The organism is Pseudomonas sp. OVF7, from assembly GCF_030644265.1.
GTDB lineage: Bacteria > Pseudomonadota > Gammaproteobacteria > Pseudomonadales > Pseudomonadaceae > Aquipseudomonas > Aquipseudomonas gorinensis.
In genome coordinates this window covers 1,910,137-1,935,531 of record NZ_CP128996.1, presented here as the reverse complement: position 1 = coordinate 1,935,531, position 25,395 = coordinate 1,910,137, and the positions used below count along the sequence as shown (strand labels likewise).

At 58.5% G+C, this 25,395-nt stretch carries 35 protein-coding genes and 1 tRNA gene; 21 read left to right on the top strand and 15 right to left on the bottom strand.

Annotated features, from left to right (window positions below):
• Positions 1–5: 5 nt before the first annotated feature.
• Positions 6–968: a MucB/RseB C-terminal domain-containing protein gene (locus QU606_RS08775; RefSeq protein WP_024073994.1), complete on the top strand. Its 963-nt coding sequence runs from the start codon at positions 6–8 to the stop codon at positions 966–968.
• Positions 969–1,203: 235 nt separating this feature from the next.
• On the top strand, positions 1,204–2,640 hold the full coding sequence (locus QU606_RS08770) for a DegQ family serine endoprotease (RefSeq protein WP_024073995.1): 1,437 nt from the start codon (positions 1,204–1,206) through the stop codon (positions 2,638–2,640).
• A 65-nt stretch (positions 2,641–2,705) separates the two neighbouring features.
• Here QU606_RS08770 and QU606_RS08765 read toward each other — a convergent pair whose 3' ends face one another.
• Positions 2,706–4,139 carry a M48 family metalloprotease gene (locus QU606_RS08765; RefSeq protein WP_024073996.1) on the bottom strand — a complete coding sequence of 478 codons (1,434 nt, stop codon included), beginning with the start codon at positions 4,137–4,139 and terminating at the stop codon, positions 2,706–2,708.
• A gap of 94 nt (positions 4,140–4,233) precedes the next feature.
• Between QU606_RS08765 and QU606_RS08760 the strand changes: the two genes are divergently transcribed.
• Positions 4,234–4,473 carry a sulfurtransferase TusA family protein gene (locus tag QU606_RS08760; RefSeq protein ID WP_024073997.1) on the top strand — a complete coding sequence of 80 codons (240 nt, stop codon included), beginning with the start codon at positions 4,234–4,236 and terminating at the stop codon, positions 4,471–4,473.
• A 32-nt stretch (positions 4,474–4,505) separates the two neighbouring features.
• A complete protein-coding gene (locus QU606_RS08755; RefSeq protein ID WP_024073998.1) occupies positions 4,506–5,576 on the top strand; it encodes an AI-2E family transporter in 1,071 nt (356 codons plus the stop codon).
• 103 nt (positions 5,577–5,679) lie between these two features.
• On the opposite strand, the gene QU606_RS08750 is transcribed toward QU606_RS08755, so the two are convergent.
• A complete protein-coding gene (locus QU606_RS08750; protein ID WP_024073999.1) occupies positions 5,680–6,153 on the bottom strand; it encodes a peroxiredoxin in 474 nt (157 codons plus the stop codon).
• Between the two features lie 10 nt (positions 6,154–6,163).
• Positions 6,164–6,724 (bottom strand): glycine cleavage system protein R, encoded by a 561-nt coding sequence (locus QU606_RS08745; RefSeq protein WP_003172487.1) that lies wholly within the window; start codon positions 6,722–6,724, stop codon positions 6,164–6,166.
• 273 nt (positions 6,725–6,997) lie between these two features.
• On the opposite strand from QU606_RS08745, the gene dapA reads away from it, so the two are divergent.
• From dapA to QU606_RS08720, 5 genes are all read left to right on the top strand, one after another.
• A complete protein-coding gene (dapA, locus tag QU606_RS08740) occupies positions 6,998–7,876 on the top strand; it encodes a 4-hydroxy-tetrahydrodipicolinate synthase (protein ID WP_024074000.1) in 879 nt (292 codons plus the stop codon).
• A 17-nt stretch (positions 7,877–7,893) separates the two neighbouring features.
• The gene (bamC, locus tag QU606_RS08735) at positions 7,894–9,009 is read left to right on the top strand and encodes an outer membrane protein assembly factor BamC (protein WP_024074001.1); all 1,116 of its coding nucleotides are present in this window, start codon (positions 7,894–7,896) and stop codon (positions 9,007–9,009) included.
• Positions 9,010–9,013: 4 nt separating this feature from the next.
• Positions 9,014–9,772, top strand: a complete 759-nt coding sequence (locus tag QU606_RS08730; protein ID WP_304998301.1) for an MBL fold metallo-hydrolase — start codon at positions 9,014–9,016, stop codon at positions 9,770–9,772.
• 27 nt (positions 9,773–9,799) lie between these two features.
• The gene (gene purC / locus QU606_RS08725) at positions 9,800–10,513 is read left to right on the top strand and encodes a phosphoribosylaminoimidazolesuccinocarboxamide synthase (protein ID WP_024074003.1); all 714 of its coding nucleotides are present in this window, start codon (positions 9,800–9,802) and stop codon (positions 10,511–10,513) included.
• A gap of 83 nt (positions 10,514–10,596) precedes the next feature.
• Positions 10,597–10,686: transfer RNA gene (locus QU606_RS08720), tRNA-Ser, on the top strand.
• Between the two features lie 111 nt (positions 10,687–10,797).
• On the opposite strand, the gene QU606_RS08715 is transcribed toward QU606_RS08720, so the two are convergent.
• The 12 genes from QU606_RS08715 to QU606_RS08660 all read right to left on the bottom strand — a co-directional run bounded on the left by QU606_RS08715 (position 10,798) and on the right by QU606_RS08660 (position 16,483).
• Complete coding sequence (locus QU606_RS08715) at positions 10,798–12,015, bottom strand: Arm DNA-binding domain-containing protein (RefSeq protein WP_131697107.1); 1,218 nt, start codon at positions 12,013–12,015, stop codon at positions 10,798–10,800.
• The gene (gene xisR / locus QU606_RS08710; RefSeq protein ID WP_131697106.1) at positions 12,012–12,227 is read right to left on the bottom strand and encodes an excisionase family protein; all 216 of its coding nucleotides are present in this window, start codon (positions 12,225–12,227) and stop codon (positions 12,012–12,014) included. The genes QU606_RS08715 and xisR overlap by 4 nt, the downstream gene beginning before the upstream one ends.
• Positions 12,224–12,637 (bottom strand): hypothetical protein, encoded by a 414-nt coding sequence (locus QU606_RS08705; RefSeq protein ID WP_304998300.1) that lies wholly within the window; start codon positions 12,635–12,637, stop codon positions 12,224–12,226. Before QU606_RS08705 ends, xisR begins: the two co-directional genes overlap by 4 nt.
• Positions 12,634–13,176, bottom strand: a complete 543-nt coding sequence (locus tag QU606_RS08700; protein WP_131697105.1) for a phosphohydrolase — start codon at positions 13,174–13,176, stop codon at positions 12,634–12,636. Before QU606_RS08700 ends, QU606_RS08705 begins: the two co-directional genes overlap by 4 nt.
• Positions 13,173–13,394, bottom strand: a complete 222-nt coding sequence (locus tag QU606_RS08695) for a hypothetical protein (RefSeq protein ID WP_131697104.1) — start codon at positions 13,392–13,394, stop codon at positions 13,173–13,175. The genes QU606_RS08700 and QU606_RS08695 overlap by 4 nt, the downstream gene beginning before the upstream one ends.
• Positions 13,391–13,789 (bottom strand): hypothetical protein, encoded by a 399-nt coding sequence (locus QU606_RS08690; RefSeq protein ID WP_131697103.1) that lies wholly within the window; start codon positions 13,787–13,789, stop codon positions 13,391–13,393. The genes QU606_RS08695 and QU606_RS08690 overlap by 4 nt, the downstream gene beginning before the upstream one ends.
• A 56-nt stretch (positions 13,790–13,845) precedes the next feature.
• Positions 13,846–14,181 (bottom strand): pyocin activator PrtN family protein, encoded by a 336-nt coding sequence (locus QU606_RS08685; RefSeq protein ID WP_131697102.1) that lies wholly within the window; start codon positions 14,179–14,181, stop codon positions 13,846–13,848.
• On the bottom strand, positions 14,178–14,645 hold the full coding sequence (locus QU606_RS08680) for a hypothetical protein (RefSeq protein WP_131697101.1): 468 nt from the start codon (positions 14,643–14,645) through the stop codon (positions 14,178–14,180). Before QU606_RS08680 ends, QU606_RS08685 begins: the two co-directional genes overlap by 4 nt.
• A complete protein-coding gene (locus tag QU606_RS08675) occupies positions 14,626–14,808 on the bottom strand; it encodes a hypothetical protein (protein WP_131697100.1) in 183 nt (60 codons plus the stop codon). Before QU606_RS08675 ends, QU606_RS08680 begins: the two co-directional genes overlap by 20 nt.
• On the bottom strand, positions 14,808–15,098 hold the full coding sequence (locus QU606_RS08670) for a phage antirepressor KilAC domain-containing protein (protein ID WP_074847673.1): 291 nt from the start codon (positions 15,096–15,098) through the stop codon (positions 14,808–14,810). Before QU606_RS08670 ends, QU606_RS08675 begins: the two co-directional genes overlap by 1 nt.
• Positions 15,099–15,107: 9 nt before the next feature.
• Entirely contained in the window at positions 15,108–15,668 is a 561-nt protein-coding gene (locus QU606_RS08665) for a hypothetical protein (RefSeq protein ID WP_131697099.1), read from the bottom strand.
• A 248-nt stretch (positions 15,669–15,916) separates the two neighbouring features.
• Positions 15,917–16,483 (bottom strand): S24 family peptidase, encoded by a 567-nt coding sequence (locus QU606_RS08660; protein ID WP_304998299.1) that lies wholly within the window; start codon positions 16,481–16,483, stop codon positions 15,917–15,919.
• Between the two features lie 302 nt (positions 16,484–16,785).
• Between QU606_RS08660 and QU606_RS32875 the strand changes: the two genes are divergently transcribed.
• From QU606_RS32875 to QU606_RS08605, 12 genes are all read left to right on the top strand, one after another.
• A complete protein-coding gene (locus QU606_RS32875; RefSeq protein WP_131697097.1) occupies positions 16,786–17,040 on the top strand; it encodes a YdaS family helix-turn-helix protein in 255 nt (84 codons plus the stop codon).
• Positions 17,041–17,373: 333 nt separating this feature from the next.
• Complete coding sequence (locus tag QU606_RS08655; RefSeq protein WP_131697096.1) at positions 17,374–17,883, top strand: phage regulatory CII family protein; 510 nt, start codon at positions 17,374–17,376, stop codon at positions 17,881–17,883.
• Positions 17,774–18,094, top strand: a complete 321-nt coding sequence (locus tag QU606_RS08650) for a TraR/DksA C4-type zinc finger protein (RefSeq protein ID WP_370531092.1) — start codon at positions 17,774–17,776, stop codon at positions 18,092–18,094. The genes QU606_RS08655 and QU606_RS08650 overlap by 110 nt, the downstream gene beginning before the upstream one ends.
• Positions 18,095–18,105: 11 nt before the next feature.
• Entirely contained in the window at positions 18,106–20,313 is a 2,208-nt protein-coding gene (locus QU606_RS08645; RefSeq protein ID WP_370531110.1) for a VapE domain-containing protein, read from the top strand.
• Positions 20,310–20,669, top strand: coding sequence for a hypothetical protein (locus QU606_RS08640; protein ID WP_304998298.1), 360 nt, complete (start codon positions 20,310–20,312; stop codon positions 20,667–20,669). The genes QU606_RS08645 and QU606_RS08640 overlap by 4 nt, the downstream gene beginning before the upstream one ends.
• Positions 20,666–20,995: a hypothetical protein gene (locus tag QU606_RS08635; protein ID WP_131697093.1), complete on the top strand. Its 330-nt coding sequence runs from the start codon at positions 20,666–20,668 to the stop codon at positions 20,993–20,995. Before QU606_RS08640 ends, QU606_RS08635 begins: the two co-directional genes overlap by 4 nt.
• Positions 20,996–21,223: 228 nt before the next feature.
• A complete protein-coding gene (locus tag QU606_RS08630; RefSeq protein WP_131697092.1) occupies positions 21,224–21,523 on the top strand; it encodes a hypothetical protein in 300 nt (99 codons plus the stop codon).
• A 241-nt stretch (positions 21,524–21,764) separates the two neighbouring features.
• Positions 21,765–21,989 carry a hypothetical protein gene (locus tag QU606_RS08625; protein ID WP_131697091.1) on the top strand — a complete coding sequence of 75 codons (225 nt, stop codon included), beginning with the start codon at positions 21,765–21,767 and terminating at the stop codon, positions 21,987–21,989.
• A 63-nt stretch (positions 21,990–22,052) separates the two neighbouring features.
• Positions 22,053–22,397: a phage holin family protein gene (locus tag QU606_RS08620; protein WP_131697090.1), complete on the top strand. Its 345-nt coding sequence runs from the start codon at positions 22,053–22,055 to the stop codon at positions 22,395–22,397.
• Positions 22,398–22,899: 502 nt separating this feature from the next.
• Positions 22,900–23,433, top strand: a complete 534-nt coding sequence (locus QU606_RS08615; RefSeq protein ID WP_131697088.1) for a phage terminase small subunit P27 family — start codon at positions 22,900–22,902, stop codon at positions 23,431–23,433.
• Positions 23,396–25,219 carry a terminase large subunit gene (locus QU606_RS08610; RefSeq protein ID WP_131697087.1) on the top strand — a complete coding sequence of 608 codons (1,824 nt, stop codon included), beginning with the start codon at positions 23,396–23,398 and terminating at the stop codon, positions 25,217–25,219. The genes QU606_RS08615 and QU606_RS08610 overlap by 38 nt, the downstream gene beginning before the upstream one ends.
• Positions 25,216–25,395, top strand: coding sequence for a hypothetical protein (locus QU606_RS08605; RefSeq protein WP_126588616.1), 180 nt, complete (start codon positions 25,216–25,218; stop codon positions 25,393–25,395). Before QU606_RS08610 ends, QU606_RS08605 begins: the two co-directional genes overlap by 4 nt.

Here is a 25,395-nt window from a genome sequence, read left to right as displayed (position 1 = left end):
GCCCTATGCGCGCCATACCGCTCCTTACGCTTTTGCTTAGTGGCTGGTTTGCACTCCCCGCCCACGCCGATGAAGCCCAAGACTGGCTGACTCGACTTGGGCGTGCAGAGCAGCAGCAAAGCTTTCAAGGGACGTTCGTCTACGAGCGTAACGGCAGTTTCTCTACCCATGACATCTGGCATCGTGTCCAGGATGGCCAAGTCCGTGAGCGGCTTTTGCAGCTTGACGGTTCGGCTCAGGAAGTCGTGCGCGTAGATGGCCGGACACAGTGCGTCAGTGGCACATTGGTCGCAGGTCTTGGTAATTCGCGTGACGCGCCTTCGCGTACGCTTGATCCGCAAAAACTCACTCAATTCTACGAACTGGCCGTTATCGGCAAATCTCGCGTGGCCGGTCGTAATGCAGTGATTGTGTCGATCACCCCGCGCGACCAATACCGTTATGGGTTCGAGTTGCATCTGGACCGTGAGACTGCCTTGCCGCTCAAGTCCCTGCTGCTCAATGACCAGGGCCAATTACTCGAGCGCTTCCAGTTCACGCGACTGAACACTGCGGTCCTGCCAGATGACCGTGACTTGCAGCCTAGCAGCGAATGCACGCCTATTGCAGTCGTCAACAGCAAGGCGCCTGAAGTCGAGGCCACGGAGGCCTGGCACCTTGAATGGCTGCCTCCCGGATTTCAGTTGACCAGTCGCAGTACCCGTAAAGACACCCAGACCAAAGCAACCGTCGATAGCCTGATGTACGAAGATGGGCTGGCGCGTTTTTCGGTGTTTCTTGAGCCGATCAGCGACGTAAGCGTGTCGGAAACTCGTACACAGCTAGGCCCTACGGTTGCTGTGTCTCGCCGCCTGAACACGGTGGAGGGAGAAATGATGGTGACGGTCGTCGGCGAAATCCCGATTGGCACTGCCGAGCGCATCGCGCTGTCGGTACGCGGTGATAAAAAGCCAGTGACCAAGCCGTGAGTCGTTAATCTTATGTTCATCCTGACCTTTCACTCTAAGTCCCTGCCAGGTTGGTTGCCGAGAGACATGAAATGTCCGGATCAGCATTTTCACTTGCAAAAATCCCTCATGTTTTTTATAGGTCAGGGCATGTCGGCTCTGGCCTTGTTTTGTTCGCGGAACAAAGATGTCGGTCGCAGTTTCCGGCGTTTTTTGAACCCTGTCGCTCAACCCTGCTCGTCGTAACGGGAGCTGTATGTCGATACCACGTTTGAAGTCTTACCTATCCATAGTCGCCACGGTATTGGTGCTGGGTCAGGCCGTGTCCGCGCAAGCGGTCGAGCTGCCTGACTTCACTCAACTGGTTGAGCAAGCCTCGCCTGCCGTGGTGAATATCAGTACCACGCAGAAATTGCCGGATCGCAAAGTCTCGAACCAGCAGATGCCCGACCTGGAGGGCTTGCCGCCGATGCTGCGCGAGTTCTTTGAGCGTGGCATGCCGCCGCAACAGCGATCCCCCCGTGGTGGCGGTCAGCGTGAAGCGCAATCCCTGGGCTCTGGCTTCATCATTTCGCCGGATGGCTACATCCTCACCAACAACCATGTGATTGCCGACGCTGACGAGATTCTGGTGCGCCTGGCCGACCGCAGTGAGTTGAAAGCCAAGCTGGTCGGCACCGATCCTCGTTCCGACGTGGCCTTGCTGAAAATCGATGGCAAGGACCTGCCGGTGCTGAAACTGGGCAAGTCCCAGGACCTGAAGGCAGGGCAATGGGTAGTGGCAATCGGTTCGCCGTTTGGCTTTGACCATACGGTGACCCAAGGTATTGTCAGCGCCATCGGTCGCAGCCTGCCGAACGAAAACTATGTACCGTTCATCCAGACCGACGTGCCGATCAACCCGGGCAACTCCGGTGGTCCACTGTTCAACCTGAACGGCGAAGTGGTGGGGATCAACTCGCAGATCTACACCCGTTCCGGTGGGTTCATGGGCGTGTCGTTCGCCATCCCGATCGACGTGGCCATGGATGTTTCCAACCAGCTGAAAAGCGGTGGCAAGGTCAGCCGTGGCTGGTTGGGCGTAGTGATTCAGGAAGTGAACAAAGACCTGGCTGAATCCTTCGGCCTCGACAAACCGGCGGGTGCCCTGGTCGCGCAGATCCAGGACGACGGCCCTGCTGCCAAAGGCGGCCTGCAAGTGGGCGACGTGATCCTGAGCATGAATGGCCAGCCGATCATCATGTCGGCAGACCTGCCGCACCTGGTGGGCGCACTCAAGGCAGGTAGCAAGGCCAAGCTGGAAGTGATCCGTGAAGGCAAGCGCCAGAACGTTGAACTGACCGTTGGCGCGATCCCTGAAGAAGGCGCGACCCTCGACGCCCTGGGTAACACCAAGCCGGGCGCCGAACGCAGCAGCAATCGCCTGGGTATTGCCGTGGCCGAGCTGACCGATGAGCAGAAAAAGACCTTCGACCTGAAAAGCGGCGTGGTGATCAAGGAAGTCCAGGACGGCCCTGCGGCGTTGATTGGCCTGCAGCCAGGTGACGTGATTACTCACCTGAACAATCAGGCGATCGACAACACCAAGCAGTTCACCGACATCGCCAAGGCGCTGCCGAAGAACCGTACGGTATCGATGCGGGTATTGCGTCAGGGCCGTGCCAGCTTCATTACCTTCAAGCTGGCTGAGTAACACAGCCCAATAAAAAAGCCCCGCCTTCGTTCAGCGAAGGCGGGGCTTTTTTGTGGGCGATGGGTTTAACTCATCATCCCTTTGACCAGGCGTTCCTGCTCGATCAGCTCGCGCTGGCGTGCATCGATGCGGGATGACAGGGGGAAGTTGTTGCCGGCGCGGCGCTTGGCAAAGTCCAGCTGCTGGATCGCCTGCTGGAAATCGCCCACCAGTGCAAAGTACTCGGCGCGAGCCTGATGCAGGCCGATGATGTTGCCGGACAAGCCGCGCGTCTCCGCGACCTGATACCACACGTCCGGATCGTCCGGGCGGGACTTGAGCAAGCCGTCCAGGGCTTTTTCTGCATCGGCGGTGCGGTTCTGCTTGAGCAGCAAGTCAACCCGCACCTGGTTCAGCGGATAGTTGCCGGGGTACTGGGTAAGCATCCGGTCGGTCCGTTGCTGGGCATCCGGCAAGTGATTGCTGGTGATGTCCAGCTCGATTTGCGCGAGGTTGTAGGTGATGTCGTTGGGGGCCTTGGCCAGCAACGGGGCCAGGTTTTCCCTGGCTTGCTTGAGCTGGGTGCCCTTGATCTGGGCAATGGCCAGGCCATAGCGCGCCACATCGTTCTTCGGGTTCTCGTCCAACTGTGCCTGAAAGCGCTTGGCGGCCAGCCCAGGCGTGTCTTCGTATTGCAACTGCACCCGTGCGCGAATCAACTGATAGCGCAGACTGTCTTCCTTGCCACCGGGCTTGGCTTGCTCCGCGCGGTTGCGGGTGTCGGCGATCCGCGATTCGGTTACCGGGTGAGTCAGCAGGAATTCAGGGGGCTTGGCGTCGAAGCGGTATTGGCGCATCAGGCGCTCGAACATGGTCGGCATGGAGCGCGGGTCATAACCAGCTTTTTCCAGGTTGAGGATGCCGATACGGTCGGCCTCTTGCTCATTCTGGCGAGAGAACCTTCGTTGTTCCTGGATCGCGGCGGCCTGGGTGCCGGCGATCGCGGCAATACCGGCATCGCCGGCACCTGCGGCGGCAGCAATGATGCCGCCAAGCAGGGCGGCCATCATCGGGATCTGCATGCGTTGCTGTGCTTCCACGCCTCGGGCGAAATGGCGTTGCGACAAGTGAGCCAATTCGTGAGCCAGCACTGAAGCGTACTCACCTTCGGTCTGCGCATTCAGGAACAGGCCGCCGTTGACCCCCACAATGCCGCCAGGTGCGGCAAAGGCGTTGAGCTGCGGGCTGTCGATCAGGATGAACTCCAGGCGCCGGTCATTGACCTGGCTGGTCTCCACCAGCTTGTACACGCTGGTTTCGACGTAATCCTTGAGCTGCGGATCGTTAAGCTGTGAGACCTGGCCGCGCAGGTAAGCCAGCCAGGCACGACCCAGTTGGTATTCCTGTTGTGGCGAGACAATGGCAGAGCTGGCGTCGCCAAGTGACGGCAGGTCGTCAGCGAAGCCTGGAGAGGCCAGCAGGCAAGCCAGCGTCAGCAGGGTGGGGCGCAAGAAAGTCATGCACAGAGCCTTTGGACAAAGAGCTTACTGTAGCCGGACACTGAGCTTCGGACCAGATATTCTAAGCACCCCGAACGCTGCCCGGAGTAAAACCATGACCGACGCTGTAGCCTTTGATGCCGAACTCGATGCCAGCGGCCTCAATTGCCCGTTGCCCTTGCTCAAGGCCAAGTTGGAACTCAATCGTTTGGCCAGTGGCGCAATACTCAAGGTGATCGCCACGGACGCAGGCTCCCAGCGTGACTTTCGCACCTTTGCCAAACTGGCAGGCCACACGTTGTTGCATGAAGAAGATGCAGCCGGCGTCTACTGTTACTGGTTGCGCAAGGCCTGAGCCGTTTGCCCCCCATTGTCTGAGGTTGATTGATGTTCAAGGTGTTACGAGACTGGATTCAGCGTTACTTTTCCGATGAAGAAGCCGTGGTGCTGGCGGTCCTGCTCTTCCTCGCGTTCACCGCCGTACTCACCTTGGGCGGCATGCTCGCGCCGGTGCTGGCGGGGATGGTGCTGGCCTACCTGATGCAAGGCCTGGTTACCACCCTGGAGCGTCTGCGCTTGCCGGGCGCGGCGGCGGTGGGCTTGGTGTTTGCCTTGTTCATGGGGTTGCTGCTGGTCTTTATCGTGATCGTGGTACCGCTGTTGTGGCACCAATTGATCACCCTGTTCAACGAGCTGCCGGGCATGCTCGCCAAATGGCAGTCACTGTTGCTGCTGTTGCCGGAGCGCTATCCGCACCTGGTATCGGACGAGCAGGTGCTACAGGCCATCGAAGTGGCCCGTGGCGAGATCGGAAAATTCGGCCAATGGGCGCTGACTTTTTCCCTGTCCAGCCTGCCGCTGCTGGTCAATATCATGATCTACCTGGTGCTGGTGCCGATCCTGGTGTTCTTCTTCCTTAAAGACCGCGCAATGATCGGTCGCTGGGTCAGTGGCTACCTGCCGCGCGAGCGGGCGCTGATTACCCGGGTGGCTGAGGAGATGAACCGGCAGATTGCCAACTACATTCGGGGCAAGGTCATTGAGATCATTATCTGTGGGGGCGTGACCTACATCGCCTTTATCGCCCTGGACTTGAACTACGCAGCGCTGTTGGCCTTGCTGGTCGGCATTTCCGTGGTGGTACCGTATGTCGGCGCCGTGGTGGTGACGGTACCGGTCACATTGATCGCCCTGTTCCAGTGGGGGTGGAGCGACCAGTTCATCTACCTGATGGCGGTGTACGGGATTATCCAGACCCTGGACGGCAACGTGCTGGTGCCGCTGCTGTTCTCCGAAGCCGTCAACCTGCACCCGGTGGCAATCATCTGCGCGGTATTGTTGTTCGGCGGGTTGTGGGGATTCTGGGGGGTGTTTTTTGCGATTCCCCTGGCAACGCTGTTCAAGGCGGTGCTGGACGCGTGGCCGCGGCAGGAGCCGGTGGTGGCGCCTTTGTTATAGCGGCAGGGCGAATTGTGACGAGGGCGCTTGCTGCCTTTTTATCGGAGCTGCTTCGCAGCCCAGCGGGAGCAAGCGCCCTCGTTACAGTGGCTCGCGCTGCTGATCAGGCCTTGTTCAAAGCCTGCGCCGCCGCCAACACGGCGTCCACATGCCCCGGCACTTTCACGCCGCGCCATTCCTGACGCAGCACTCCTTCGCTATCGATCAGGAACGTGCTGCGATCCACACCCAGGTATTCCTTGCCGTATAGCTTCTTCAGCTTGATGACATCGAACAGTTGGCAAACCGCCTCGTCCTTGTCGCTGATCAGCTCAAAGGGGAATGCCTGCTTGCCCTTGAAGTTCTCGTGGGACTTCACGCTGTCGCGCGACACGCCAAACACCTCGGTGTTGGCGGCCTTGAACGCTGCGTACTGGTCACGGAAACCCTGGCCTTCAGTGGTGCAGCCCGGGGTGCTGTCCTTCGGGTAGAAGTAGATCACCACTTGCTTGCCCTTGAGGGCTTTGATGCTGAAGGTCTGGCCACTGGTGGCCGGGGCTTCGAAATCGGCTACGGGTTTGTCGATGACTACCGCCATGGAGGGTTCCTTACATTGGGTTCTGTGGGCGCCAAGGCTCGATCAGCGCGTCAAGGTTCAAGGCATCGGCGAAGTCCAGGAACTGGTCGCGCAACCAGCTGATCTGCACGCCGGCCGGCAAGGTCACGGTGAAGGTGGCATTGAGCATGGTGCCGCCGGTTTGCGGGGCCTGGTACGTGTCGCAGGTCAGGTTCTCCAGTTCGACGTTATGGTCGATAAAGAACTGGCACAGCTCATTGACGATGTCCGAGCGATAGGCCGAGCTGACATACGCGACATAAGGCAGGGCCTGGGGACGGTTCTCCAGGGCGGCGCTGCGCACCACGTTGACGGTGAAGTCGTGCTTCTTGGCCAGGCCCGGCAGGCCAGTCTCAAGGCGCGCCAGGGCGTCCCAGGTGCCGGAGATCTGCAACACCAGCGCACTGCACTCGCCATGGCGGGTCAGGCGCGAGGTCACGACGGCGCAGCGGTTTTCATGGCTGGCGCGGCACAGGACGTTGGTCAGCTCCATGGGGTTGGCGCCGAGGGCACTGATAACAAGGAATTGTTCGCGAACTGTGGGGGTGGACATGCAGCCTTCCTAAAACGATGAGCGGTCGATACGGTGAGGGCTGTATCGATCAAAGCATGAAGGGTAGCGAAAAGCGTCGCCAAGGGATAGGAGGTGGCGTTTTCATTGCGTGATCGGCGGGTTTTTACCCCACCGAGACCCCCACTTTCGCGCAATGATGGCATTGCCCGTCGTTTAGTTGATCCAGAACGCATCCTCAGGCGGTACTTCGCTTGTACAAGCATCTTGGCGCCAGTACCATTACGGCTCTCTTTTTCCGGCAGGAGCGGTTGCATGATTGCGGGCAGTATGGTGGCACTGGTCACACCCATGGATGCACAAGGTCATCTCGACTGGGACAGCCTTGGCAAACTGGTGGACTTCCACCTGCAAGAAGGCACCAACGCCATCGTGGCGGTCGGCACCACGGGTGAATCGGCCACCCTCGATGTGGAAGAACACATCCAGGTGATCGAATTCGTGGTCAAGCGTGTCGCGGGCCGTATCGCCGTGATCGCCGGTACGGGCGCCAACTCGACGCGTGAAGCCATCGAGCTGACCAGGAACGCCAAGAAAGCCGGCGCAGATGCCTGCCTGCTGGTGACCCCGTACTACAACAGGCCGACCCAGGAAGGCCTGTACCAGCACTTCCGCACCATTGCCGAAGCCGTCGATATTCCGCAGATCCTCTACAACGTACCGGGCCGCACCGCGTGCGACATGAAGGCTGAGACCGTGATCCGCCTGTCCACCGTGCCGAACATCATCGGCATCAAGGAAGCTACCGGCGACCTGCAACGTGCCAAGGACATCCTGGCCGGCGTGCGCAGCGACTTCCTGGTGTATTCCGGTGACGACGCCACGGCAGTCGAGCTGATCCTGCTGGGCGGCAAGGGCAACATTTCCGTGACCGCCAACGTGGCCCCCCGCGCCATGAGCGACATGTGCGCAGCCGCCCTTGCTGGCGATGCCGTGACTGCCCGTGCGATCCACGAGAAGCTGATGCCACTCAACAAGACACTGTTTATCGAATCCAACCCTATTCCCGTGAAATGGGCGCTGTTCGAGATGGGCATGATGCCGGACGGTATCCGTCTGCCGCTCACCCGTCTGAGCGAAGCCTTTCACGAACCGCTGCGACAGGCCCTGCGCCAGTCCGGCGTCCTGGTTTAATTGAGGAAGCACTACGCATGAAGCGATTGGCCGGACTTTCCGCACTTGCCTTGATTATCTCCAGCACCAGTGGCTGCGGTTGGATCTGGGGCCCGGAAGGCTACTTCCGTGACCGCGGCAGCGATTACCTGGAAGCACAAGCAACCAAACCGATGCAATTGCCACCGGACGTCAATGTTGCCAAGCGCCTTGACCCGTTGCTGCCGATCCCGCGTAACGTGGCCGACGACACCACTAAGGGTGAGTACGTAGTGCCACGTCCACAGCCGATCTCGGCCGTGGCGGATGCCAGCGACTACAGCTTGCAGAAGAGCGGTGACTCGCGTTGGATCGTGGCGCAGCGCCCACCTGCCGAAGTCTGGCCGGTGGCCGTGCAGTTCTTCCAGGACAACGGTTTCCGCATCGACGAGCAGCGCCCGCAGACCGGTGAGTTCACCACCGCATGGCAGCAAGGCAGCGAGCTGTCCGCCAACATGGCCAAGCGCCTGCAGGCCGGTGGCGTCGCGGCTGACAGCGAAGCCCGTGTGCGTGTGCGCATCGAGCCTGGCGTACAGCGCAATACCAGTGAAGTCTATGTGGTCAGCGCCGAGCGTCCTGCCGGCAGCACGTCCAACGTCGAGTTCACCAACCGCTCGGTCAACACCGGCGTTGATGCCGCCTTGGTCGACGAGATGCTGGCCAGCATGAGCCGTATTTCCGAGAAGGGCGGTTCCGTTTCCCTGCTCGCGGCGCGTGATTACGACACCCCTAGCCGCGTCAGCCTCACCGAGGACGGCAGCGGCAACGTGGTGCTGAACCTGGGTGAAGACCTGGACCGTGCCTGGGCCAGTGTGGGTCGTGCTTTGGAACAAGGCCCTTGGCGCGTTGAAGACATCAACCGCAGCCTCGGCCTGTACTACATCAACGTGGCTGAAAAAGCCGAGAAGAAAGACGACGAGCCTGGTTTCTTCGGCAAGTTGTTCGGCAGCAAGCCGACCAAGGAAGAGATCGAAACCCGCGCCGAGCGTTATCAGGTTCGCCTGAGCAAGGTTGGCGAAACCGTACAAGTCACCGTCGAGAAAAACATCAACACCGTTGCGCCCGCTGAAACAGCGCGCAAAGTGTTGGGCGTGATTCAAGACAACCTGGGCTGATCCGGTGCGTTTTGCCGTTCTCGGCAGCGGTAGCCAAGGGAACGGTACGCTGGTCGCCCACGACGACACGTACGTGCTGGTTGATTGTGGTTTCTCCTTGCGGGAAACCGAGCGGCGCCTGCTGCGCCTGGGGGTTCACCCCTCGCAGCTGAGCGCGATCCTAGTGACCCACGAACATGCCGACCACGTGCATGGCGTGGGTTTGCTGTCTCGGCGCTACAATCTTCCGGTGTACCTCAGTCGCGGTACGTTGCGCGGGATGCGCAAACCCGTTGAACCCGCAGGTTTCCTGGCGGGTGGCGAGCAACTGCAGATTGGCGCGTTGAGCATCAATGTGATTGCCGTGGCGCACGACGCCCAGGAACCTACGCAGTATGTATTCAGTGATGGGGAGCGGCGCTTCGGCGTGCTCACCGACCTGGGCTCCTACTGTGCCAAGGTGCTGGACGGTTACCGGAACCTCGATGCCTTGATGATCGAGTCCAACCACTGCCGAGACCTGCTGGCTCGCGGTCACTATCCGTACTTTCTCAAGCAGCGGGTGGGTGGCGAACTGGGACATTTGAACAACCACCAGGCGGCGTACCTGGTGTACGAGTTGGGCTGGCAAGACCTGCAACACCTGGTCCTGGCCCACTTGAGCAGCAAGAACAACCTGCCGACGCTTGCCCGGCAATGTTTTGTCGAAACCCTTGGGTGCGACCCGGACTGGCTGCAACTGGCCGATCAAGATTCAGGGCTCGACTGGCGACACATCGCCTAGCCCACCTCACTCAAAGCGGAGCCCATCATGGAAAAACGTGAAGAACTCTACCGCGGCAAAGCCAAGTCGGTGTACAAGACCGACGACGCCAACCGCCTGATCCTGCTGTTTCGCAACGACACCTCGGCGTTCGACGGCAAGCGCATCGAGCAACTGGATCGCAAGGGCATGGTGAACAACAAGTTCAACGCCTTCATCATGCAGAAACTCGAAGCGGCCGGCATCCCGACCCAATTCGACAAACTGCTGAGCGACAACGAGTGCCTGGTCAAGAAGCTGGACATGATCCCGGTGGAATGCGTCGTGCGTAACTACGCCGCCGGCAGCCTGGTCAAGCGCCTGGGCGTGGAAGAGGGCCTCAAGCTCAACCCTTACACGTTCGAGCTGTTCCTGAAGGACGACGCCAAGGGCGACCCGTTCATCAACGAATCCCACGTCGTGGCGTTCGGTTGGGGCACCGCTGAGCAACTGGCGCGCATGAAGGAGTTGTCCCTCAAGGTCAACGACGTGCTGAGCAAGCTGTTCGACGACGCAGGCCTGTTGCTGGTGGACTTCAAGCTGGAATTCGGTGTGTTCCACGACGGCTCTATCGTCCTGGGCGACGAATTCAGCCCGGACGGCTGCCGCCTGTGGGACAAGGACACCAAGAAGAAGATGGACAAAGACCGCTTCCGCCAGGGCCTCGGTGATGTGATCGAAGCCTACGAAGAAGTCGCCCATCGTCTCGGCGTACCGCTGTAATCGACGCAAGCATCTGATAGCACGGAAAAAATCTCTATTCGAGCTTTGCTTCCACGAAACAGGCTGTTATGATGCGCGCCGTTGGAGAGATGCCAGAGTGGCCGAATGGGACGGATTCGAAATCCGTTGTACCTTCACCGGTACCTAGGGTTCGAATCCCTATCTCTCCGCCATTATTGAATAAGACTAAGCCCCTGTAATCATTAGAGATTACAGGGGCTTTTTCGTTTTGTTCATATCATTTAGGGCATTTTTAGGGCAAAAACCTTTCCCTGTATTCCGCTCTAATCCGCTCTAAGCCCCAACATTTTTGACACGATACCCGCCATGCTCTTGGTGTCCTTCGGTATCCATCTCCCGTAATGCTTTCGCACCATAGTTGTATCGGCGTGCCCCAGTTGCCTGGCCACCCACTCGACCGGGACGTAACTCGACAGCATCTGGCTGGCAAACGTGTGACGGCATTGGTTGGCGCCTCGGTGGCGGACCTCTGCTTTTTTCAGATGGGCAGTGAACCAGTTGCTCAATGTTTTGCCGTTCCAGAGTAAGCCGCTGGTCGAACTGCGGAAAAGGAACCTGACTTTCATCTTCTTGGACGTGATGTTGTCGCGTTGGATAACGGTGATCTCTTCGGCTACAGCTTCCTTCGCGGCGGCAACTATCTCTCGTATTAGTTCGAGGGCTGGGTCTATGAGTTCGATAGCTCGGACCCTGGAGCGCTCTTTGGGGACTTTGAATTCGCCGACGACCAATGCGCGCCGGACGTGTACCAGGCCGGCTTCAAGATCTACGTCTTCAACGGCCAGCCCGATGAGTTCGGAAAGGGACAGTCCGGCCCAGCAGTTGAACTCAATCATCCGGGTGTCAGCTCGGCGGTCAGGATCTGCTTCGCCGATCAGCTTAATCTCTGTGCGACTAAAAGGGTCGGCATGCTCCAGGTCGACGTCCGATCCGACGTTACTGATCCTGTCGAGCGGGTTAGCTTTCAGGATGCCATCGCCGAAAGCATCGGCCCAGATACCTCGGACGACGGTAAAAATGTCATTCACAGTCTTCGGGGCCAGGCCTTGCTTGAGTAACTGTGCTTGAAACAACTCGATGTCGCTCTTACTGATGTCGACGATTCGACGCTTGCCGAATTTCTTCTCGACGTGCACAGCCTTACTGACGTAGTTGATAACGGTGCTCGAAGCTTTGAGCGCGCGTTGAACCTCCAGCCAGCGGTCAATGCCTTCCTTTACGGTGCGCTTGAGCGAAGGACCGCCAGTTCCCGTGAACATGGCAGCTCTTGGTGAGTTGGGAAAGTGGGCCGCATAGTCGAAGCGGCCCTCTTTGATTTCCGCGAGAATGGTACGGCGCTTGTTGTCGGCGTAGACGATCGCGGCCTTGTTTACCTTGGAGATCCCTTCCAGGGGTTCACGGCACCGTTGACCGTTAAAGATGAACCAGATGCGGAGTTGCTTGCCGTTCATCTCCACGCCAGTTGGCATCTTGTCGATCATGGCTTCCCTTCCATCCAGCGCTCAATGGCCGCGCGGTTGTAGACGATCACGTTAGCTGGGTCGTAACGCCAGTGCTTGCCCTCCAGCCACAGACCTCGGGAACGGTATTTGCGAACCGCTTCGGTGCTTAGGCCGAAGACTGGGTACAGCAGATCCTGGCGAAACCAGGCGCCGGGGATGATGTGGAAGTCGAGTTTTTCTGCTGCGCTCATGCTGCCTCCGGCGTTTTCACGGGTTCAGGATCTGTGTCAGAGAGTCCGTATGCGCTGGAGCAGTCCAGCGCTTCTGTTGCGATGATCAGGTCGTAATGGATACGGGTCGCGTCCGCGCACAGGTGCAGCAGAAGAAAGACAGTCATATGGTCCCCCTTGGCTGGGTCGCGCACGTGCATATACCCCACGACAGGCTGCGCGTGCGGGCGTCTCGAAGCGGTAAGCGTTGCATCAGCGAGCACTGCCCCGCGCAGCTTTTCTTGGGGTATACGTGCTTCGGCGGTGGTGCTGGAAAGAGCAATAATGCCTGCTGCTGCGCAGCAGAGACTGTTTGTTTCTGACGTGTCGACACCGCTGGTGCGGCGGAGCAAAGCGGCCACGGCGCTGATGTTTTCCTGTTGGTTCTTCATGCCGCTTTCCTCCGATGTTCGACAGCGAGTTGGTCCATCAGGCTCTGGTGGTAGGTGAGTCGGGCTTCTGCGGCAGGCCATGGGCGGATGATTTCGGCCATAGGTTCGATGCCGACCAAGCAATCCCAGATAGCCGGATCGGTTGGCATGAGGTCGCGGCGTTCGGTGGCCAGCGCAATCAAGTCGGCCTGGTGAACGCACGCAGGAAGTTCTGCTGCGATGTCGAAGCGCTGGCACACACGTTGCCATATCCAGTCTTCAAAGTCCTGGTACGCATGTATCCACTGCTTAAGTGGCCTGGTCATGTCGCCCAGGTAGGCCTCTGGCGCGTCATGGAGCAAGGCAGCTAGCTTGTGTTCTTCCGGCACCAGCTCGGCGACGATGCAACTGTGTTGCGCCACGCTGTAGAACTCGCGGGTGTGCCCGTTGAAGCGGCAGAGGTGTGCCAGTGAGTGGGAGATATCCCGTGGGTCGATCATGTCGGCGTCAGGTTCGAACAGATCAAAACGCTTGCCGGTGTGGGTGAGGATCCAGTTCATGCGGCCTCCTTCACGAGATCGGCCAGCAGCAGGGCGTTGTCAGTTGCCTTATGCAATTCGCGCAGGGCGTCGTAACCGATCAACGCTTTCAACTGCCGGTCGAACTCTTTGTTATGGCGAGTCATTGCGCTCAGTTCCTTCATAGCGTTGGTGTACTGCTGTTGCAGTGTCCCGGCGGCTTGGGGTGTCAGACGTAGCATTGGGATTGGGCGGCTCATGCTGGATCCTCCTGATGAAAGGAATCCAACTCGGCGGCCATGCTCAAAGCGTGGTCGCGCAGAATGAGTGCTTGAGTTGCGTGGCTTTCGGACTTCAATGCGTGGAAAGTATCGGCGGCGAGTTTGAGCTTTCCGGCGATCTCAAGAAGGATCTGACGGTCCTGAGGTTCCCGGATCAAAATCAGCTCCAGGCGCGTGCATCGCTGTGTAACCTGTTCAAGAGCCGTCGCGCCCGACGACTCGCCCTCCTCAATGCCCTCGATATAGCCCTTACCGTGGCCGTCGTCGTAGCCTTCACTCCAGCCATCCTTTAACCCACCGCGATACCCGACCCAGTACAGAATGGCGAGTGCAATCACGAAACTGATCAATGCGAAAATTTCAAATGCTGTCATGTGGTTTGCTCCTACTGTTGTGTTCCGCTTGGCTGGTGGTGCAGCGGTTGCGGTGGTTAGCTGTTGTTGGGGGTATCGGTTAACGCGTGAGATTGAGTGTTTGCCATCTCCTCGTCTGCGGCATCCGCCTGCGTATCAATGAAGATGGCCAGATGGCGGATGTCGATGAAGCGGGAGCGCTTGGCGCTGGTATCCAGGGTGGTGATGGGCAGCGCAACACGGCCACTTGTTAGTGCGCGAGTGAAGTTGTCCTGGTTGAGATTGCTGAAGTAGCGTTCGCGTACCTGTTCGAAGGGCACGAGCAGATCCCCGAAGATTCGGTACAGCAGCTCAACGGTTTGACTTCTGGGCGCTTTCGGCAGGCGCAGTTCGCGCTGTACGGAGGCCGTCATGCTGCGTTGGCCTTATCTACTTGAGCTTGGAGACTGCCGAGCGTCAGTTTTCCGGTTTTACGTTGCGGCGATGTTTTGGCATGAGGTTGGTGGCTTGCTCGAATGTCGCGGTTGATAGCTGCCAGGGCTGTGCGTGCTGTGCTGCCAAAGGCCACGAAGCGCGGCAGTGGGGAGGTGCTGTCGAGCGGTTCGAGTACGGCACCTAGCTCAACTCCCTCAATGCCGTAGCCAAGGCGCAGCATGGCGCGAGCACGGTAGTTGGGGCCGAGATCGATGACGAGCTGGTCGAGAGCAGCCGCCAGTTGTAGGTGCTCGATTTGCAGTGGTGCGCCAGTGATGGGGAGGGAAACGCCGGCGGCGGTGGCTGCTAATGCCAGGTTGGCCAGAATTTTCTCAGCCGTACGGCGTTCTTCGGGCAGGTTCAGCAGCTCGATCAGTAGGGTGTCAATCAGTTTGCGGTCCATGTGTGTTCCCTCGGGGGTGGTTCCAGGCGATCTCGACGTGGGTGCGTACCAGCTCGCGTAGGTGCTCCGGTACTTCTGCCAGCGCTGCGATGCGTTCTTCACGGGTTCGCATCGCCGTGATCTGGCGGGCGTACTGGCGCGGCCAGTCTTCGGGCTGTCTCATTACGCGACTTCTCGCGGGTCGGGTACGGCGGGTGGGGCTGGGCGCTCAATACCGATTTGCTTGGCCAGCCAGGAGATGCCGATATCGGTCACGCGCGTGGTGCGCTGGTATTGCATGCCGTACTTCTCGTGAAACCAGCGGCCCTCACGGGTAACCAAGAAGTCTTTGGTTGCGGCTGGGTTAGCTGGCAGATTTTTTTTATCCAGCAGACCTTTGTCGCGCATGCGTTGCATCAGCTCGCGGTGACCCAGGCCTAGGCGTTCGGCTACGCGTTTGAGGGATAGGCTCATGGCGGCACCTCACGCGGCGGCTGCGAGGCTATTGCGGTAGCCCTGCAGGAACTGGTTGAGGTTTTCAGCCAAGATTGCGTAGGCGCGCTGGTTATCGGCGGGCAGGGTGAGCACGCAGCCGGCGTCGTCGATTTCGAGCTTAGCGATGTAGCCGCCGCGTGGGTTGCGCTGGATTTGTACAGAGGGATCCAGTTCGTCAGCGATCAGATGGTAAATGCCGCGCCCACGTCGGATTGCCAGACGTAGGGTGGCTTCTATATCACTGACGGCCTCATGCTCATCTACGTCAGGCACGCCGGTAGGGCTGCGACCATTGGCGATACCTTCGATAAAGCTCGCTACGCGCGTGGCGTTGTTTTTGCGATGCTTATCGAGGGTGACTGAGGTATTGCGCGTCCCGCAGATGCGCACCATTACCGTGATGCCGGCGGTGCATTGCTCGATCTCGACCTGGGCCGGTACGGAATGGCGATCATCACGCGAGTGCAGGGTGTGATTGAAGGTTCCGCTGAGGTGCACCTGAGCCTGGAGGCGGATATAGGCGGCGGCGTTGAGAGATAGTCTGCTCATGCTGCACGCCCTCCATCGTCTGGATTGAAGGGGGTAGGCGCAGGGCTGGTGGTTGATTTGCGTTTGGTGGGGGCGAAGGCGCAGCCGTGGATTATGGCTAGGCGGCGCACCTCGAAAACGCGGCTTTCTGGGCACGTCGGGAGTACGTGCAAGGTTGCGGTTTGCATGGGAATTGCCTCGCTCTGTGGTGAAGAGTCGAGGCAAGTAAACAATTTGTTTGTATTTTGGTCAACACATTTTGTTTGGTTTTAGATTAGGGGTGGGCCTTTCAGCGGTCTGATTGATGACCACCAAAATATCCTGCCCAGTATCACTACTCGCTGCTCCATTATTTGGTCAAAGTCGTAGTCCTCATCGATGTACTCGATTGAGTTGAAGCTTTTCATTTTTATTCCAGTTGGGGTGCGCTGAAGAAATTTAATCCGAAAGTGTCCATCGTGATCGAGCGCATAAATTTCACCGTCAACTACCTTTGTCATGCCGGTATCTATGCCTACGGTTGCGCCTGAAAGAATTAATGGATGGTTGCTGTTGCCGCTGTTGGTAGCGAACACCGCATTCGACGGGTCCACCCCGCAGCTCCTCATCGTAGCTCTGGAAAATCTAAGCTTTGATCCAGATATCTCTTGGACTTCAGTGCGGGCGAATTTTCCTGGGCCAGAGGAAAGTTCGACTTCCCTGTACAGCCTCAACTCGACCTCGTCGCTCTCAAGTGGGGTATCTGGATCCCATGGGATTAATGGCTCGAGCACGTAAAGGGGCGAGTCGTTGGCTGCTGGAGGCGGGCCGAATCGGTCGGTCTCCGGAGTCGACATTGGGACATCTCTCCCTTCCAGCCACTCTCGTTCTACGACCAAGGTTTTCGCAACCTGGCCCACCATATAGGCAGGCACGCCTCTAGTTTTCCAGTTTGTGATGTTCTGGTCGTTATCCAGATCTAGGATCCGTGCGAGTTGCGCGCCCGTGATTCCGGCGAACTCCAGTGCTTGACGGAAGCGTTGCCCTTTGAGGCGGTGTGGTTGTTTGCTCATAAACAGGATGTTACAACCCTTGCGTCGAAATGATAACAAACGTATTGTTTGCATCGGTTGTTCGTTTTGTTTTCTTTGGGTGACGTATGAATACGCCTGATCAGGTGTTCGATTTGATCGTACGAGTTGCGGGAGAGGCCGGAAAACGTCCGTCGCAGCTTGCGCGGGAGTGTCAGGTTAGCCCTCAGCGCTTTTTCAATTGGCGGCATCGTGGCGTACCAGTTGCCCATGTTCGTCCGCTTGCAAAAGCACTTTCGTGGGGGCTTTTGCCGCATGAATTGCGGCCAGACTTGCCGGAAGTATTTCCGGCACCTGAAAGCGTCGTTGTAAGAGCGGCTTAGAAAAAAGGCGACCTAAAGGCCGCCCAGTTCCTCCCGGCACACACCACCACAGTGCTGTCGGGGTCGCGATAAAGGTAGGCGGGCAAACCACATGCAAACCGCCTCTATTTACCGCGCTGCCAAGGCACGGATGCCTTGGGTTGCCTGCTAACCCACCACGGTCTGCAGGCTGTAACGGCAAGGTACATGCGGAGCGTGTGCCTTGCCATTGGGGTGCAGCCGGAGTTTCTACCACAGAGCGACCGGCTGCATGCGACCACCTGTGAGTGACCACGGCGCAACTGTATCAAACAGGCACGCGGCGGTCACTGGCAGAGTTTTTGGAGTTTTGCCATGAACCGTAAACAGTTCAATTCCATTGAGCGCGCACGGCGTTCGCTGTTGACTCTACCGCAAGCTTTGCTCCACGCCGCACGCGATTATCCCGGCGGTGCCACAGCCATTGCCGCAATCGACGGCGGCAACGCCACCACGCTCAATCATAAGCTGAGCCTAACCAACACCAGTCACACGCCAAACATTGTCGACCTTGAGTTGGTGCTGGATGCAACGCGCGACCCACGCATTGTGGATGCGTTGTTGCATCCCATTGGCTGGGTGGGGATCGACGTTTCCGACTTGAGCGATACCGACACTGCGCAGACGCTATTGGCCGGCATTGGCGAGTTGCTTTCTCGTGAGGGGGAGTTAGCCACCCATGTATCTACCTCATTGTCCGATGACAGATTGGACGATGACGAGCTGGCTGAGTTTGAACTGCTGGCTGAGCGCATGGTGCAGGCGGTGTTCAAATTGCGCGCGGTGCTCCGCAAGAAGCATGCGGAGGATCTGGTCTATGTCTGACAATGCAGATATTGCCGATAATGTTATCGCCCTTAATCTTGCACTGGCCCTGGCCGCGAGACCTACTGCCAACCCAGGCCAATGTGCTCATGAGTGTGTGGACTGCGGGGATGATATTCTTGAGGCACGGCGGCTGGCGATGCTTGATCGCGGCTGTACGCGCTGCATTGACTGCCAGGAACTGGCCGACCGGCGTGGGGTACGGGCATGACTAATCATGAGCTGCTCGATGATGTATTGGCCCAGTTGCAGGACTACGGGCTCAAACCAGAAACCCCACTTGTGATTGGCAAGCGGACGCGTTGCGAGTGCGACGGTGATAAGGCTCCGGAGAAAACGGGCTGGTACGTGATCTATGAACATCTAACTGGCGGCAAGACCCTCTATTGCGGCGCGTTTGGCGACTGGCGCCAGGGTGAAAAGGGAAGTTGGCAGAAGATCAAGGTCAAGGGTGGCCGGTTGAGCGCTGAGGATCGGGCAGTGATGCGGGCTCGGGCCGAGGAGGGCCAGCGTAAGGCGGCTGAGGCCGAGGCGCGCAAGCATCGAACTGCCGCGCGCCGTGCTGCGGGCATGTGGAAGCATTTGGAGGAAAAGGGTCACTGCGCTTATCTGGATGCGAAGCGTGTGGCCGGTTTCGGCCTGCGTTTTAAACGCAAGTCGGGCTGTGCCCTTGTACCGATGCGCAATGTGAAAACCAGAGAGGTGATCGGCCTGCAGGTGTTGTTCCCTGAGGTGCAGCCCAAACTGGGGCGTAATAAGACCTATTGGCCGGCGGGCTTGGAGAAAGAGGGGGCAGTGCATTTGATCGGCCCTGAGCCTGAGCCCGGTGACGTTATTCTGGTGTGCGAGGGTTACGCGACCGGGGCGAGCTTGCATATGGCGACCGCGCTGACGGTGGCGGTGTGCTTTGATGCTGGCAATCTGTTGCCGGTGGCGCAGGGGTTACGGGTGCGTTATCCCGGTCGCCCGCTGTTGTTCTGTGCGGATGATGATTGGAAAACCCAGGTGCAGGGTAAACCGTTCAACACGGGCAAGGTGAAGGCGGAGAATGCGGCGGTGGTCGTTGGTGGCCAGGTGGTGTTGCCGATCTTCGATAATGACCGTGAGGCTGGTTGGACGGATTTCAACGACCTGCACTGTGCTGAGGGTTTAGATGCGGTACGCCGTCAGGTGTTGGCGCTGGTGAGGCCGGCGACGGATGCCGGATGGCATGAAAAGCTGCTTCGTTCTGCTAAGGGCGGGATTCTGGCGCACCCTTACAACGTGGGGTTAATTCTTGGTAATGACTCACGCTGGAGCGGGGTGATTGCGTGGGATTCGTTTGCGTCAAAAATTATTAAGGCGCGCACACCGCCGTTTGGTGGCAGTGCAGGTGACTGGGAGGATATCGACGACATCAAGGTGATGATGTGGCTGGCCGAGGTTTACGGGTTGTCTGTGAAGTCGCCGAATGTGTTTGAGGCGGTGAATTCGGTTGCCCATGACAATGCCTTTCATCCGGTGCGCGATTATCTAGGAGCGTTAGTGTGGGATGGCACGCCGCGACTGGATCGGTGGCTACAGGATCGACTGGGCGTTGCGGACAGTGAGTACACGCGCAAGGTGGGTAAGCGTTGGTTGCTGTCTGCGGTGGCGCGGGTGTTCCAGCCTGGCTGTAAGGTGGATGTGATGCTCATTCTGGAGGGGTTGCAGGGCGAGGGTAAATCGACGGCGGCAGGAGTGCTTGCCGGCAAGTGGTTCATGGATACGGCATTCGATATGAGCAGCAAGGATGCGTATCAGGCGATCCGGGGTAAGTGGATCATTGAGATGGCGGAGCTGGACGCGCTAAATAAGTCCGATACGACGAAGGCCAAACAATTCGTTTCCTCGGCAACGGACCATTACCGAGAGAGCTACGGACGGCGGCATTTGAGTGTGCCGCGCCAGAGTGTATTTATCGGCACCACTAACCAGGATGAGTACCTAAAGGATGATACGGGCAACCGCCGTTATTGGCCGGTGACGTGTACGAAGGTGGATCTGGATGGCCTGCGGGCCGAGCGTGATCAACTCTGGGCCGAGGCGGTAGCCTGTTTTCGCGCGGGGGAGATTTGGTGGGCTGAGCGTGATGAGAACGAACTGTTTGCGGCTGAGCAGGATAAGCGCTTCCAGGCGGATATGTGGGAAGAACCATTGGTTCACTACCTGGCAAACAAGCATCTCGGCGAAACGGTGACGGGCGCGCACCTGTTGCAGCATGCGCTGAATATCGACCCGAGCCACTGGGGCAAGCCTGAGCAGATGCGGATCGGCAAGATTATGCATCGGTTGAAATGGCCGCGCCGACGCCGGAGTAGCGGCCCTGGTGGGGTGCGTGGTTATGAGTATATAAAACCGGCTGAGTGGAAGCGCGGGATGGTCGAGCCCAGGCAGGAGACTGCATTTTGATCCCTGAAATGGATGAGATGTTGAAGTTGTGGGCGCTCGATATGCATGGCAGTGGAGGTGCAAATGGATCTGCTAGCACCATGTTGGGCCAGTTGATGGATTGCAAGGGAGAGCTGATTCGTGGCACACGCGGTGGTTCGAGGATGCTGCTGCCATGGAGTGCGGACATTGAGGTGATAGTAAACAAGCATCTGTCTTGGCAACTGGAGCAGGTGGTGTACGAGCAATACTTGAACCGTGAGAGCGCAGAGCGTCAGAAGTGGGCGCATTGTGGATGCGGACGTACGCAGTTCTATGAGCGCTTGCATGCAGCCCATCTGGAGATCGCCAGTATGTTGCTGGAGCGCGCAGCGTGATCATGCTGTTTGGCCGGCCTGTCCTACTGGTGTTATTGCTGGTGGAGCAGGCGCAGGCAGCGTCAATCGGGGGGTTGACCTTCCGTCCCACCTTTTCCGGGATTTCCCCGCGTAGTGCGCGTACCTACGCGCACGCGCATCACGCGCAGCGTTTATTAATCTCTCTCTATACGGGGGAAAAGGTAAGAAATAGTAGGACGGTAGGTCAGCGCTTTGATTTTTGGGGGCTGCAAATGGCGCACCTGTCTTTAGGTGTGTGGGGCTGGTCGGTCACTGCCCTGCGGGGCGGTAGCCAGTTACGTTATATGTCCGTTGATTGCCGTTGATTTCCGGTACGTGTCCGTTGATGGCCGTTGATTACCGCTGATGGCCGTTGATTGCAGGTTGGCAGCGCTGAGCTCTTGCTGCCACCGGATTGGAGGGGTATAAATCAGTCATGTTCAAAGAGGTACGCAACCAGCGACCTCACCAAAACCCGGCCCTCGTGCCGGGTTTTTTCATTTCTCCTCAGGCGTACGACTCCGTACAGGCAATTTTTCCTTTGGAACTGAGAAATGGAACGAGATCAGAAGCTGTTGGTGAAAATCCTAGAGGTGTGCATTCAGGACTCAGAGGAGTGGAGGATTGATGCGTCAGCAAAGGACATTCGTGGTCGCTTCTCCCCTGAGCAGCTAGGACAGTGGTCTGCCGTTGTTGTGGATGGCCACATTGAGCTGCTTGTTGACATGGGCTGTGTCAACGCTGAAGGGGAGGCGCCGGATATACGCATTCAGCGAGTTACCAACGCCGGATACAACTATCTCGACAGAAGCAAAAGGTTGAGTTTGCACGGCAATGTGCTTCCCATCCATTAGCATGACAATGCTGTGAGCCCTGCCTAGTGCAGGGCTTTTTGTTTGCGCGTCGACACTATGATGAATTCTCAGCAAGCTCTGATATAATTTCGCCGCCATTCCTCAATCCGCCCTCCATCCCTCTCATTTGGGGGCTGGACTGAGGAGTGGTCTTAACCCGACCATTGAGTCGGTTTTTTTTTGCGCTCACATTGTCGAAGGCCGAAAAATAGGGCCTCTGACTTCACTCAGGGAGAGCGTCATGGTTTTGCGTGGCATGGCACAGATGCATGTCGACGACTTGGCTGAAAGATTCAAGGCGTTGGTGGTTGGGCATTCTGGTCAAGCGGACATCCAATTTGCATGGGTTGTTTTTTATCAAGGGCGAATGTTTGGCGCGTATTCAACTGCTGAGCAAGCTCTCCAGAAAATTACGGATATTGAGCACTGCATTAGCGTTGACGAGGTACCCGTCCCTCAAACCTAATCGGACTAACTTCTCATTCAAGCCCTGCCCAGCGCAGGGCTTTTTCGTTTAAGGGGCAAGGCAATGACGAACGAACAGCAAGCGCTGGCAGAAATGCCGATCTGGTTAGTGATCGTCCTGGCCCTGGTGGGCGGTGTGTCGGGCGAGATGTGGCGCGCGGACAAAGAAGGCGCGCGGGGTTGGGCGCTGATTCGGCGGCTAGCCCTTCGGTCCGGCGCCTGCGTGGTATGCGGGGTGTCAGCGATCATGCTGCTGTACGCGGCGGGCATGTCGATCTGGACATCTGGCGCAATTGGATGCCTGACAGCGATGGCGGGCGCAGACGTTGCCATTGGATTGTACGAGCGTTGGGCGGCCAAGCGGTTGGGTGTCAGTGAAGCGCCTGCCGATGTCCCGTCAGAGCAGTGAACGTCGCGGGAGTAGCACCGAGCGGGGTTATGGTTACAAGTGGCAAAAGTCCCGCGACGGACATCTGCGAGAGAAGCCCTACTGCACGATGTGCTCGACTGATCAGCGGCCCGTCGCGGCAACAGTTGTCGACCACAAGATCGCCCCAAGGCTGAAGGAAGCGAAGAACAGCGGCGACCCCGCTCAGCTCAAGCGCGCATGGAAGCTTTTCTGGGATCCCTCCAACTGGCAGAGCCTCTGCAAGTTTTGTCACGACTCGACCAAGCAGCGGATAGAGCGGACCGGCATGGTCCCAGGCTGCAACCCTGACGGTCGACCCGTGGATCCCGGCCATCATTGGAATCGGTGATCAGGGGCGAAAATGCACCAAAAAATGGCGCTCCCCAGGGCAGGGGGGATGAAAAACTTCTTTCGGAACTCGTTCTAGACCGCTCGCCCCCCTCCGTGCGCAACGTCGGGATAAATGAGGGAGGGGGGGTATCAACAGGTAGGGGTTATTTTTATGGCCGGAAACGGAAATTCGGGGCGCCCTGGGAAACCAGCGGCGCTCAAACTGCTGCAGGGAAATCGTGGTCGGGAAAATATCAGCGACCTGCTGGCCGAAGTCACGGCGCCGTCGGTTCCGGTCGGCGCACCGCCCATGCCCGATGTGCTGTCTGCTGAGGCCATCGCTGAGTGGGAGCAACTGGTCCCTGCGCTGATTTCGTTGGGCATCGTTTCGCAGCTGGATGCTATGGCGCTGGCCACCTACTGCCAGGCTGCCGCTGATTGGCGCCGCTATCAGCGGTTGATCGCGAAGCGCAACGAAGCCTCCGATGATGACCTGGGAGGCGAAATCCAGACTTTCAAAACCGGCGCCCAGCAAATGCACGTACTTCGCCAGCTTGCGAATGACGCGGAAAAGCGCGCCAACAGCGCTGGCGCGCAGTTCGGTCTGTCGCCCGTGTCCCGACGTAACCTGAAAACGTCGGCGGCGCCGCAAGGTGAGCTATTCCCCAATGACCAACGAGACGCCGCAGACAAGTACTTCAACTGATGATCGCATCAGCGCATTCGCCCTGGCGGTGTTGGCCGGTGAAACAGTCGCCGGCCCTGATGTCCGCAACGCCTGCAAGCGGCATCTGCTTGACCTGGAACACGGGCCGTCTCGCGGCCTGATCTGGGATCTGGCCAAGGCCAACCGAGCCATCGGTTTTTTTGAAGAGGTGCTTTGCCTCAACGGCGGCGATTACGAAGGCATGCCCTTCCTGTTGGCCCCGTGGCAAGCGTTCGTCATCGGCAGCTTGTTCGGCTGGATGACAGTAGATGGGTTCCGGCGTTTCCGTCTGGGCTACATCGAAACCGGCAAAGGCTCGGGCAAAAGCCCGCTGGTGGCCGGGATTGGCCTATACGGCCTGGTGTCTGATGGTGAGCAGCGCGCCGAGATCTATGCCGCCGCGACCAAGCGCGACCAGGCGATGATCTTGTTTCGTGACGCCGTGTCGATGGTCGACATGTCGAAAAAACTCAGCTCACGCCTGGTGCAGTCAGGCCGGGACGAAAAGGTCTGGAACCTGTTTTACCCCAACACCAATTCATTCTTTCGGCCGATCAGTGCCGACGAAGGCAAGTCAGGGCCACGGCCACACATCGGCTTGCTGGATGAGGTGCACGAACACAAAACCGCCGCCACCGTGAACATGATGCGCGCCGGTACCAAGAACCGGCGCAAGGCCATGGTGGTGATGATCACCAACAGCGGCTCCGACAAGAAAACCGTCTGCGGTCAGTATCACGACCTGGGTGTGCGGATCTGCGCCGGCATTGAGGATGACGACAGTTTCTTCGCATTCATCTGCTCGCTCGATGAGGGTGACGATCCGTTCCGGGACGAAAGTTGCTGGGCGAAGGTTAACCCATCGCTCGACCACATAGCCGAAGGGCAGGCCGACGGCATCCCTGGTCGTAAGTATTTACGCGAGCAAGTGAAGGCCGCGCGCGGGTTGCCGGCGCAAGAGTCGGTAGTGCGCCGCCTGAACTTCTGCGAATGGACCCAGGCCGATGCCCCGTGGATTTCCTGGGCAGTCTGGAAACAGGCAGAAGAGCGCGTGCCGATGCGCATGTTGCGCAACCGCCGTTGCGTCGGCGGGCTGGATTTGGCGAGCACCACGGACTTGACGGCATTCGTTTTGTTGTTCTGGCCGGCACCGCACGATCCGCACTGGCGGTTGTTGCCGTACTTCTGGATCCCAGACGATGACCTGCAAGGGCGTGAGGATCGCGACAAGGTGCCCTATGCGATGTGGGTCAAGGCCGGGCACCTTGAAACAACGCCAGGTCGGGCGATCAGCAAACTGCATGTGCTGCGCCGCCTGGTGACGATCACCGCCTACTTTGGCGTTGAGCGCATAGCGTACGACCGCTGGCGCATCGAAGACCTGCTGCAACTGATGTCCGAGTACGACATCACACTCCCTGAGATGGTGGGGTTCGGCCAGGGCTTCAAGGATATGGGGCCTGCCGTTGATGAGTTCGAGCGGCGGCTACTGGGCCTGTCTCCCGAGGAGGAAGACGATGGCGTCATTGATCTTGATCCCAGTGAGTGGGAGCTGGTCGAAAGCGAGACAGTCGAAACCCTCCGGCACGACGGCAATCCGGTTATGACCTGGAACGCCGGCAACGCGGTGATCGTTTCTGACCCGGCCAACAACCGCAAAGCCGACAAGGCCAAGGCCACCGGCCGCATCGACGGCATTGTCGCCGCCATCATGGCCACCGGCATCAGTAGCAAGTCCGGCGGTGCGAGCGGTACATCCATTTATGACGAAGGGATCAGTATATGAAATTGGTCATCCTGTCCTGGCTATCCGGCTTGCTGGGCTTCGGTCTGCTGGTCGGTGGCGTGGCGATGATGCATGTGCCCGCTGCGTGTGTCGTCGCGGGTGTTGGGCTGATGGCCTGGTCCCGGCTGGCGGATCGTGCAGCTGCTGCACTGAAACCTAAACCCAAAGGAGGTTGA

Coding starts and splice junctions, on each gene's coding strand:
- QU606_RS08775 (WP_024073994.1), top strand. CDS start 6: ATGCGCGCCATACCGCTCCTTACGCTTTTGCTTAGTGGCTGGTTTGCA.
- QU606_RS08770 (WP_024073995.1), top strand. CDS start 1,204: ATGTCGATACCACGTTTGAAGTCTTACCTATCCATAGTCGCCACGGTA.
- QU606_RS08765 (WP_024073996.1), bottom strand. CDS start 4,139: ATGACTTTCTTGCGCCCCACCCTGCTGACGCTGGCTTGCCTGCTGGCC.
- QU606_RS08760 (WP_024073997.1), top strand. CDS start 4,234: ATGACCGACGCTGTAGCCTTTGATGCCGAACTCGATGCCAGCGGCCTC.
- QU606_RS08755 (WP_024073998.1), top strand. CDS start 4,506: ATGTTCAAGGTGTTACGAGACTGGATTCAGCGTTACTTTTCCGATGAA.
- QU606_RS08750 (WP_024073999.1), bottom strand. CDS start 6,153: ATGGCGGTAGTCATCGACAAACCCGTAGCCGATTTCGAAGCCCCGGCC.
- QU606_RS08745 (WP_003172487.1), bottom strand. CDS start 6,724: ATGTCCACCCCCACAGTTCGCGAACAATTCCTTGTTATCAGTGCCCTC.
- dapA (WP_024074000.1), top strand. CDS start 6,998: ATGATTGCGGGCAGTATGGTGGCACTGGTCACACCCATGGATGCACAA.
- bamC (WP_024074001.1), top strand. CDS start 7,894: ATGAAGCGATTGGCCGGACTTTCCGCACTTGCCTTGATTATCTCCAGC.
- purC (WP_024074003.1), top strand. CDS start 9,800: ATGGAAAAACGTGAAGAACTCTACCGCGGCAAAGCCAAGTCGGTGTAC.
- QU606_RS08715 (WP_131697107.1), bottom strand. CDS start 12,015: ATGATCGACAAGATGCCAACTGGCGTGGAGATGAACGGCAAGCAACTC.
- xisR (WP_131697106.1), bottom strand. CDS start 12,227: ATGAGCGCAGCAGAAAAACTCGACTTCCACATCATCCCCGGCGCCTGG.
- QU606_RS08705 (WP_304998300.1), bottom strand. CDS start 12,637: ATGAAGAACCAACAGGAAAACATCAGCGCCGTGGCCGCTTTGCTCCGC.
- QU606_RS08700 (WP_131697105.1), bottom strand. CDS start 13,176: ATGAACTGGATCCTCACCCACACCGGCAAGCGTTTTGATCTGTTCGAA.
- QU606_RS08695 (WP_131697104.1), bottom strand. CDS start 13,394: ATGAGCCGCCCAATCCCAATGCTACGTCTGACACCCCAAGCCGCCGGG.
- QU606_RS08690 (WP_131697103.1), bottom strand. CDS start 13,789: ATGACAGCATTTGAAATTTTCGCATTGATCAGTTTCGTGATTGCACTC.
- QU606_RS08685 (WP_131697102.1), bottom strand. CDS start 14,181: ATGACGGCCTCCGTACAGCGCGAACTGCGCCTGCCGAAAGCGCCCAGA.
- QU606_RS08680 (WP_131697101.1), bottom strand. CDS start 14,645: ATGGACCGCAAACTGATTGACACCCTACTGATCGAGCTGCTGAACCTG.
- QU606_RS08675 (WP_131697100.1), bottom strand. CDS start 14,808: ATGAGACAGCCCGAAGACTGGCCGCGCCAGTACGCCCGCCAGATCACG.
- QU606_RS08670 (WP_074847673.1), bottom strand. CDS start 15,098: ATGAGCCTATCCCTCAAACGCGTAGCCGAACGCCTAGGCCTGGGTCAC.
- QU606_RS08665 (WP_131697099.1), bottom strand. CDS start 15,668: ATGAGCAGACTATCTCTCAACGCCGCCGCCTATATCCGCCTCCAGGCT.
- QU606_RS08660 (WP_304998299.1), bottom strand. CDS start 16,483: ATGTCGACTCCGGAGACCGACCGATTCGGCCCGCCTCCAGCAGCCAAC.
- QU606_RS32875 (WP_131697097.1), top strand. CDS start 16,786: ATGAATACGCCTGATCAGGTGTTCGATTTGATCGTACGAGTTGCGGGA.
- QU606_RS08655 (WP_131697096.1), top strand. CDS start 17,374: ATGAACCGTAAACAGTTCAATTCCATTGAGCGCGCACGGCGTTCGCTG.
- QU606_RS08650 (WP_370531092.1), top strand. CDS start 17,774: ATGACGAGCTGGCTGAGTTTGAACTGCTGGCTGAGCGCATGGTGCAGG.
- QU606_RS08630 (WP_131697092.1), top strand. CDS start 21,224: ATGGAACGAGATCAGAAGCTGTTGGTGAAAATCCTAGAGGTGTGCATT.
- QU606_RS08625 (WP_131697091.1), top strand. CDS start 21,765: ATGGTTTTGCGTGGCATGGCACAGATGCATGTCGACGACTTGGCTGAA.
- QU606_RS08620 (WP_131697090.1), top strand. CDS start 22,053: ATGACGAACGAACAGCAAGCGCTGGCAGAAATGCCGATCTGGTTAGTG.
- QU606_RS08615 (WP_131697088.1), top strand. CDS start 22,900: ATGGCCGGAAACGGAAATTCGGGGCGCCCTGGGAAACCAGCGGCGCTC.
- QU606_RS08610 (WP_131697087.1), top strand. CDS start 23,396: ATGACCAACGAGACGCCGCAGACAAGTACTTCAACTGATGATCGCATC.
- QU606_RS08605 (WP_126588616.1), top strand. CDS start 25,216: ATGAAATTGGTCATCCTGTCCTGGCTATCCGGCTTGCTGGGCTTCGGT.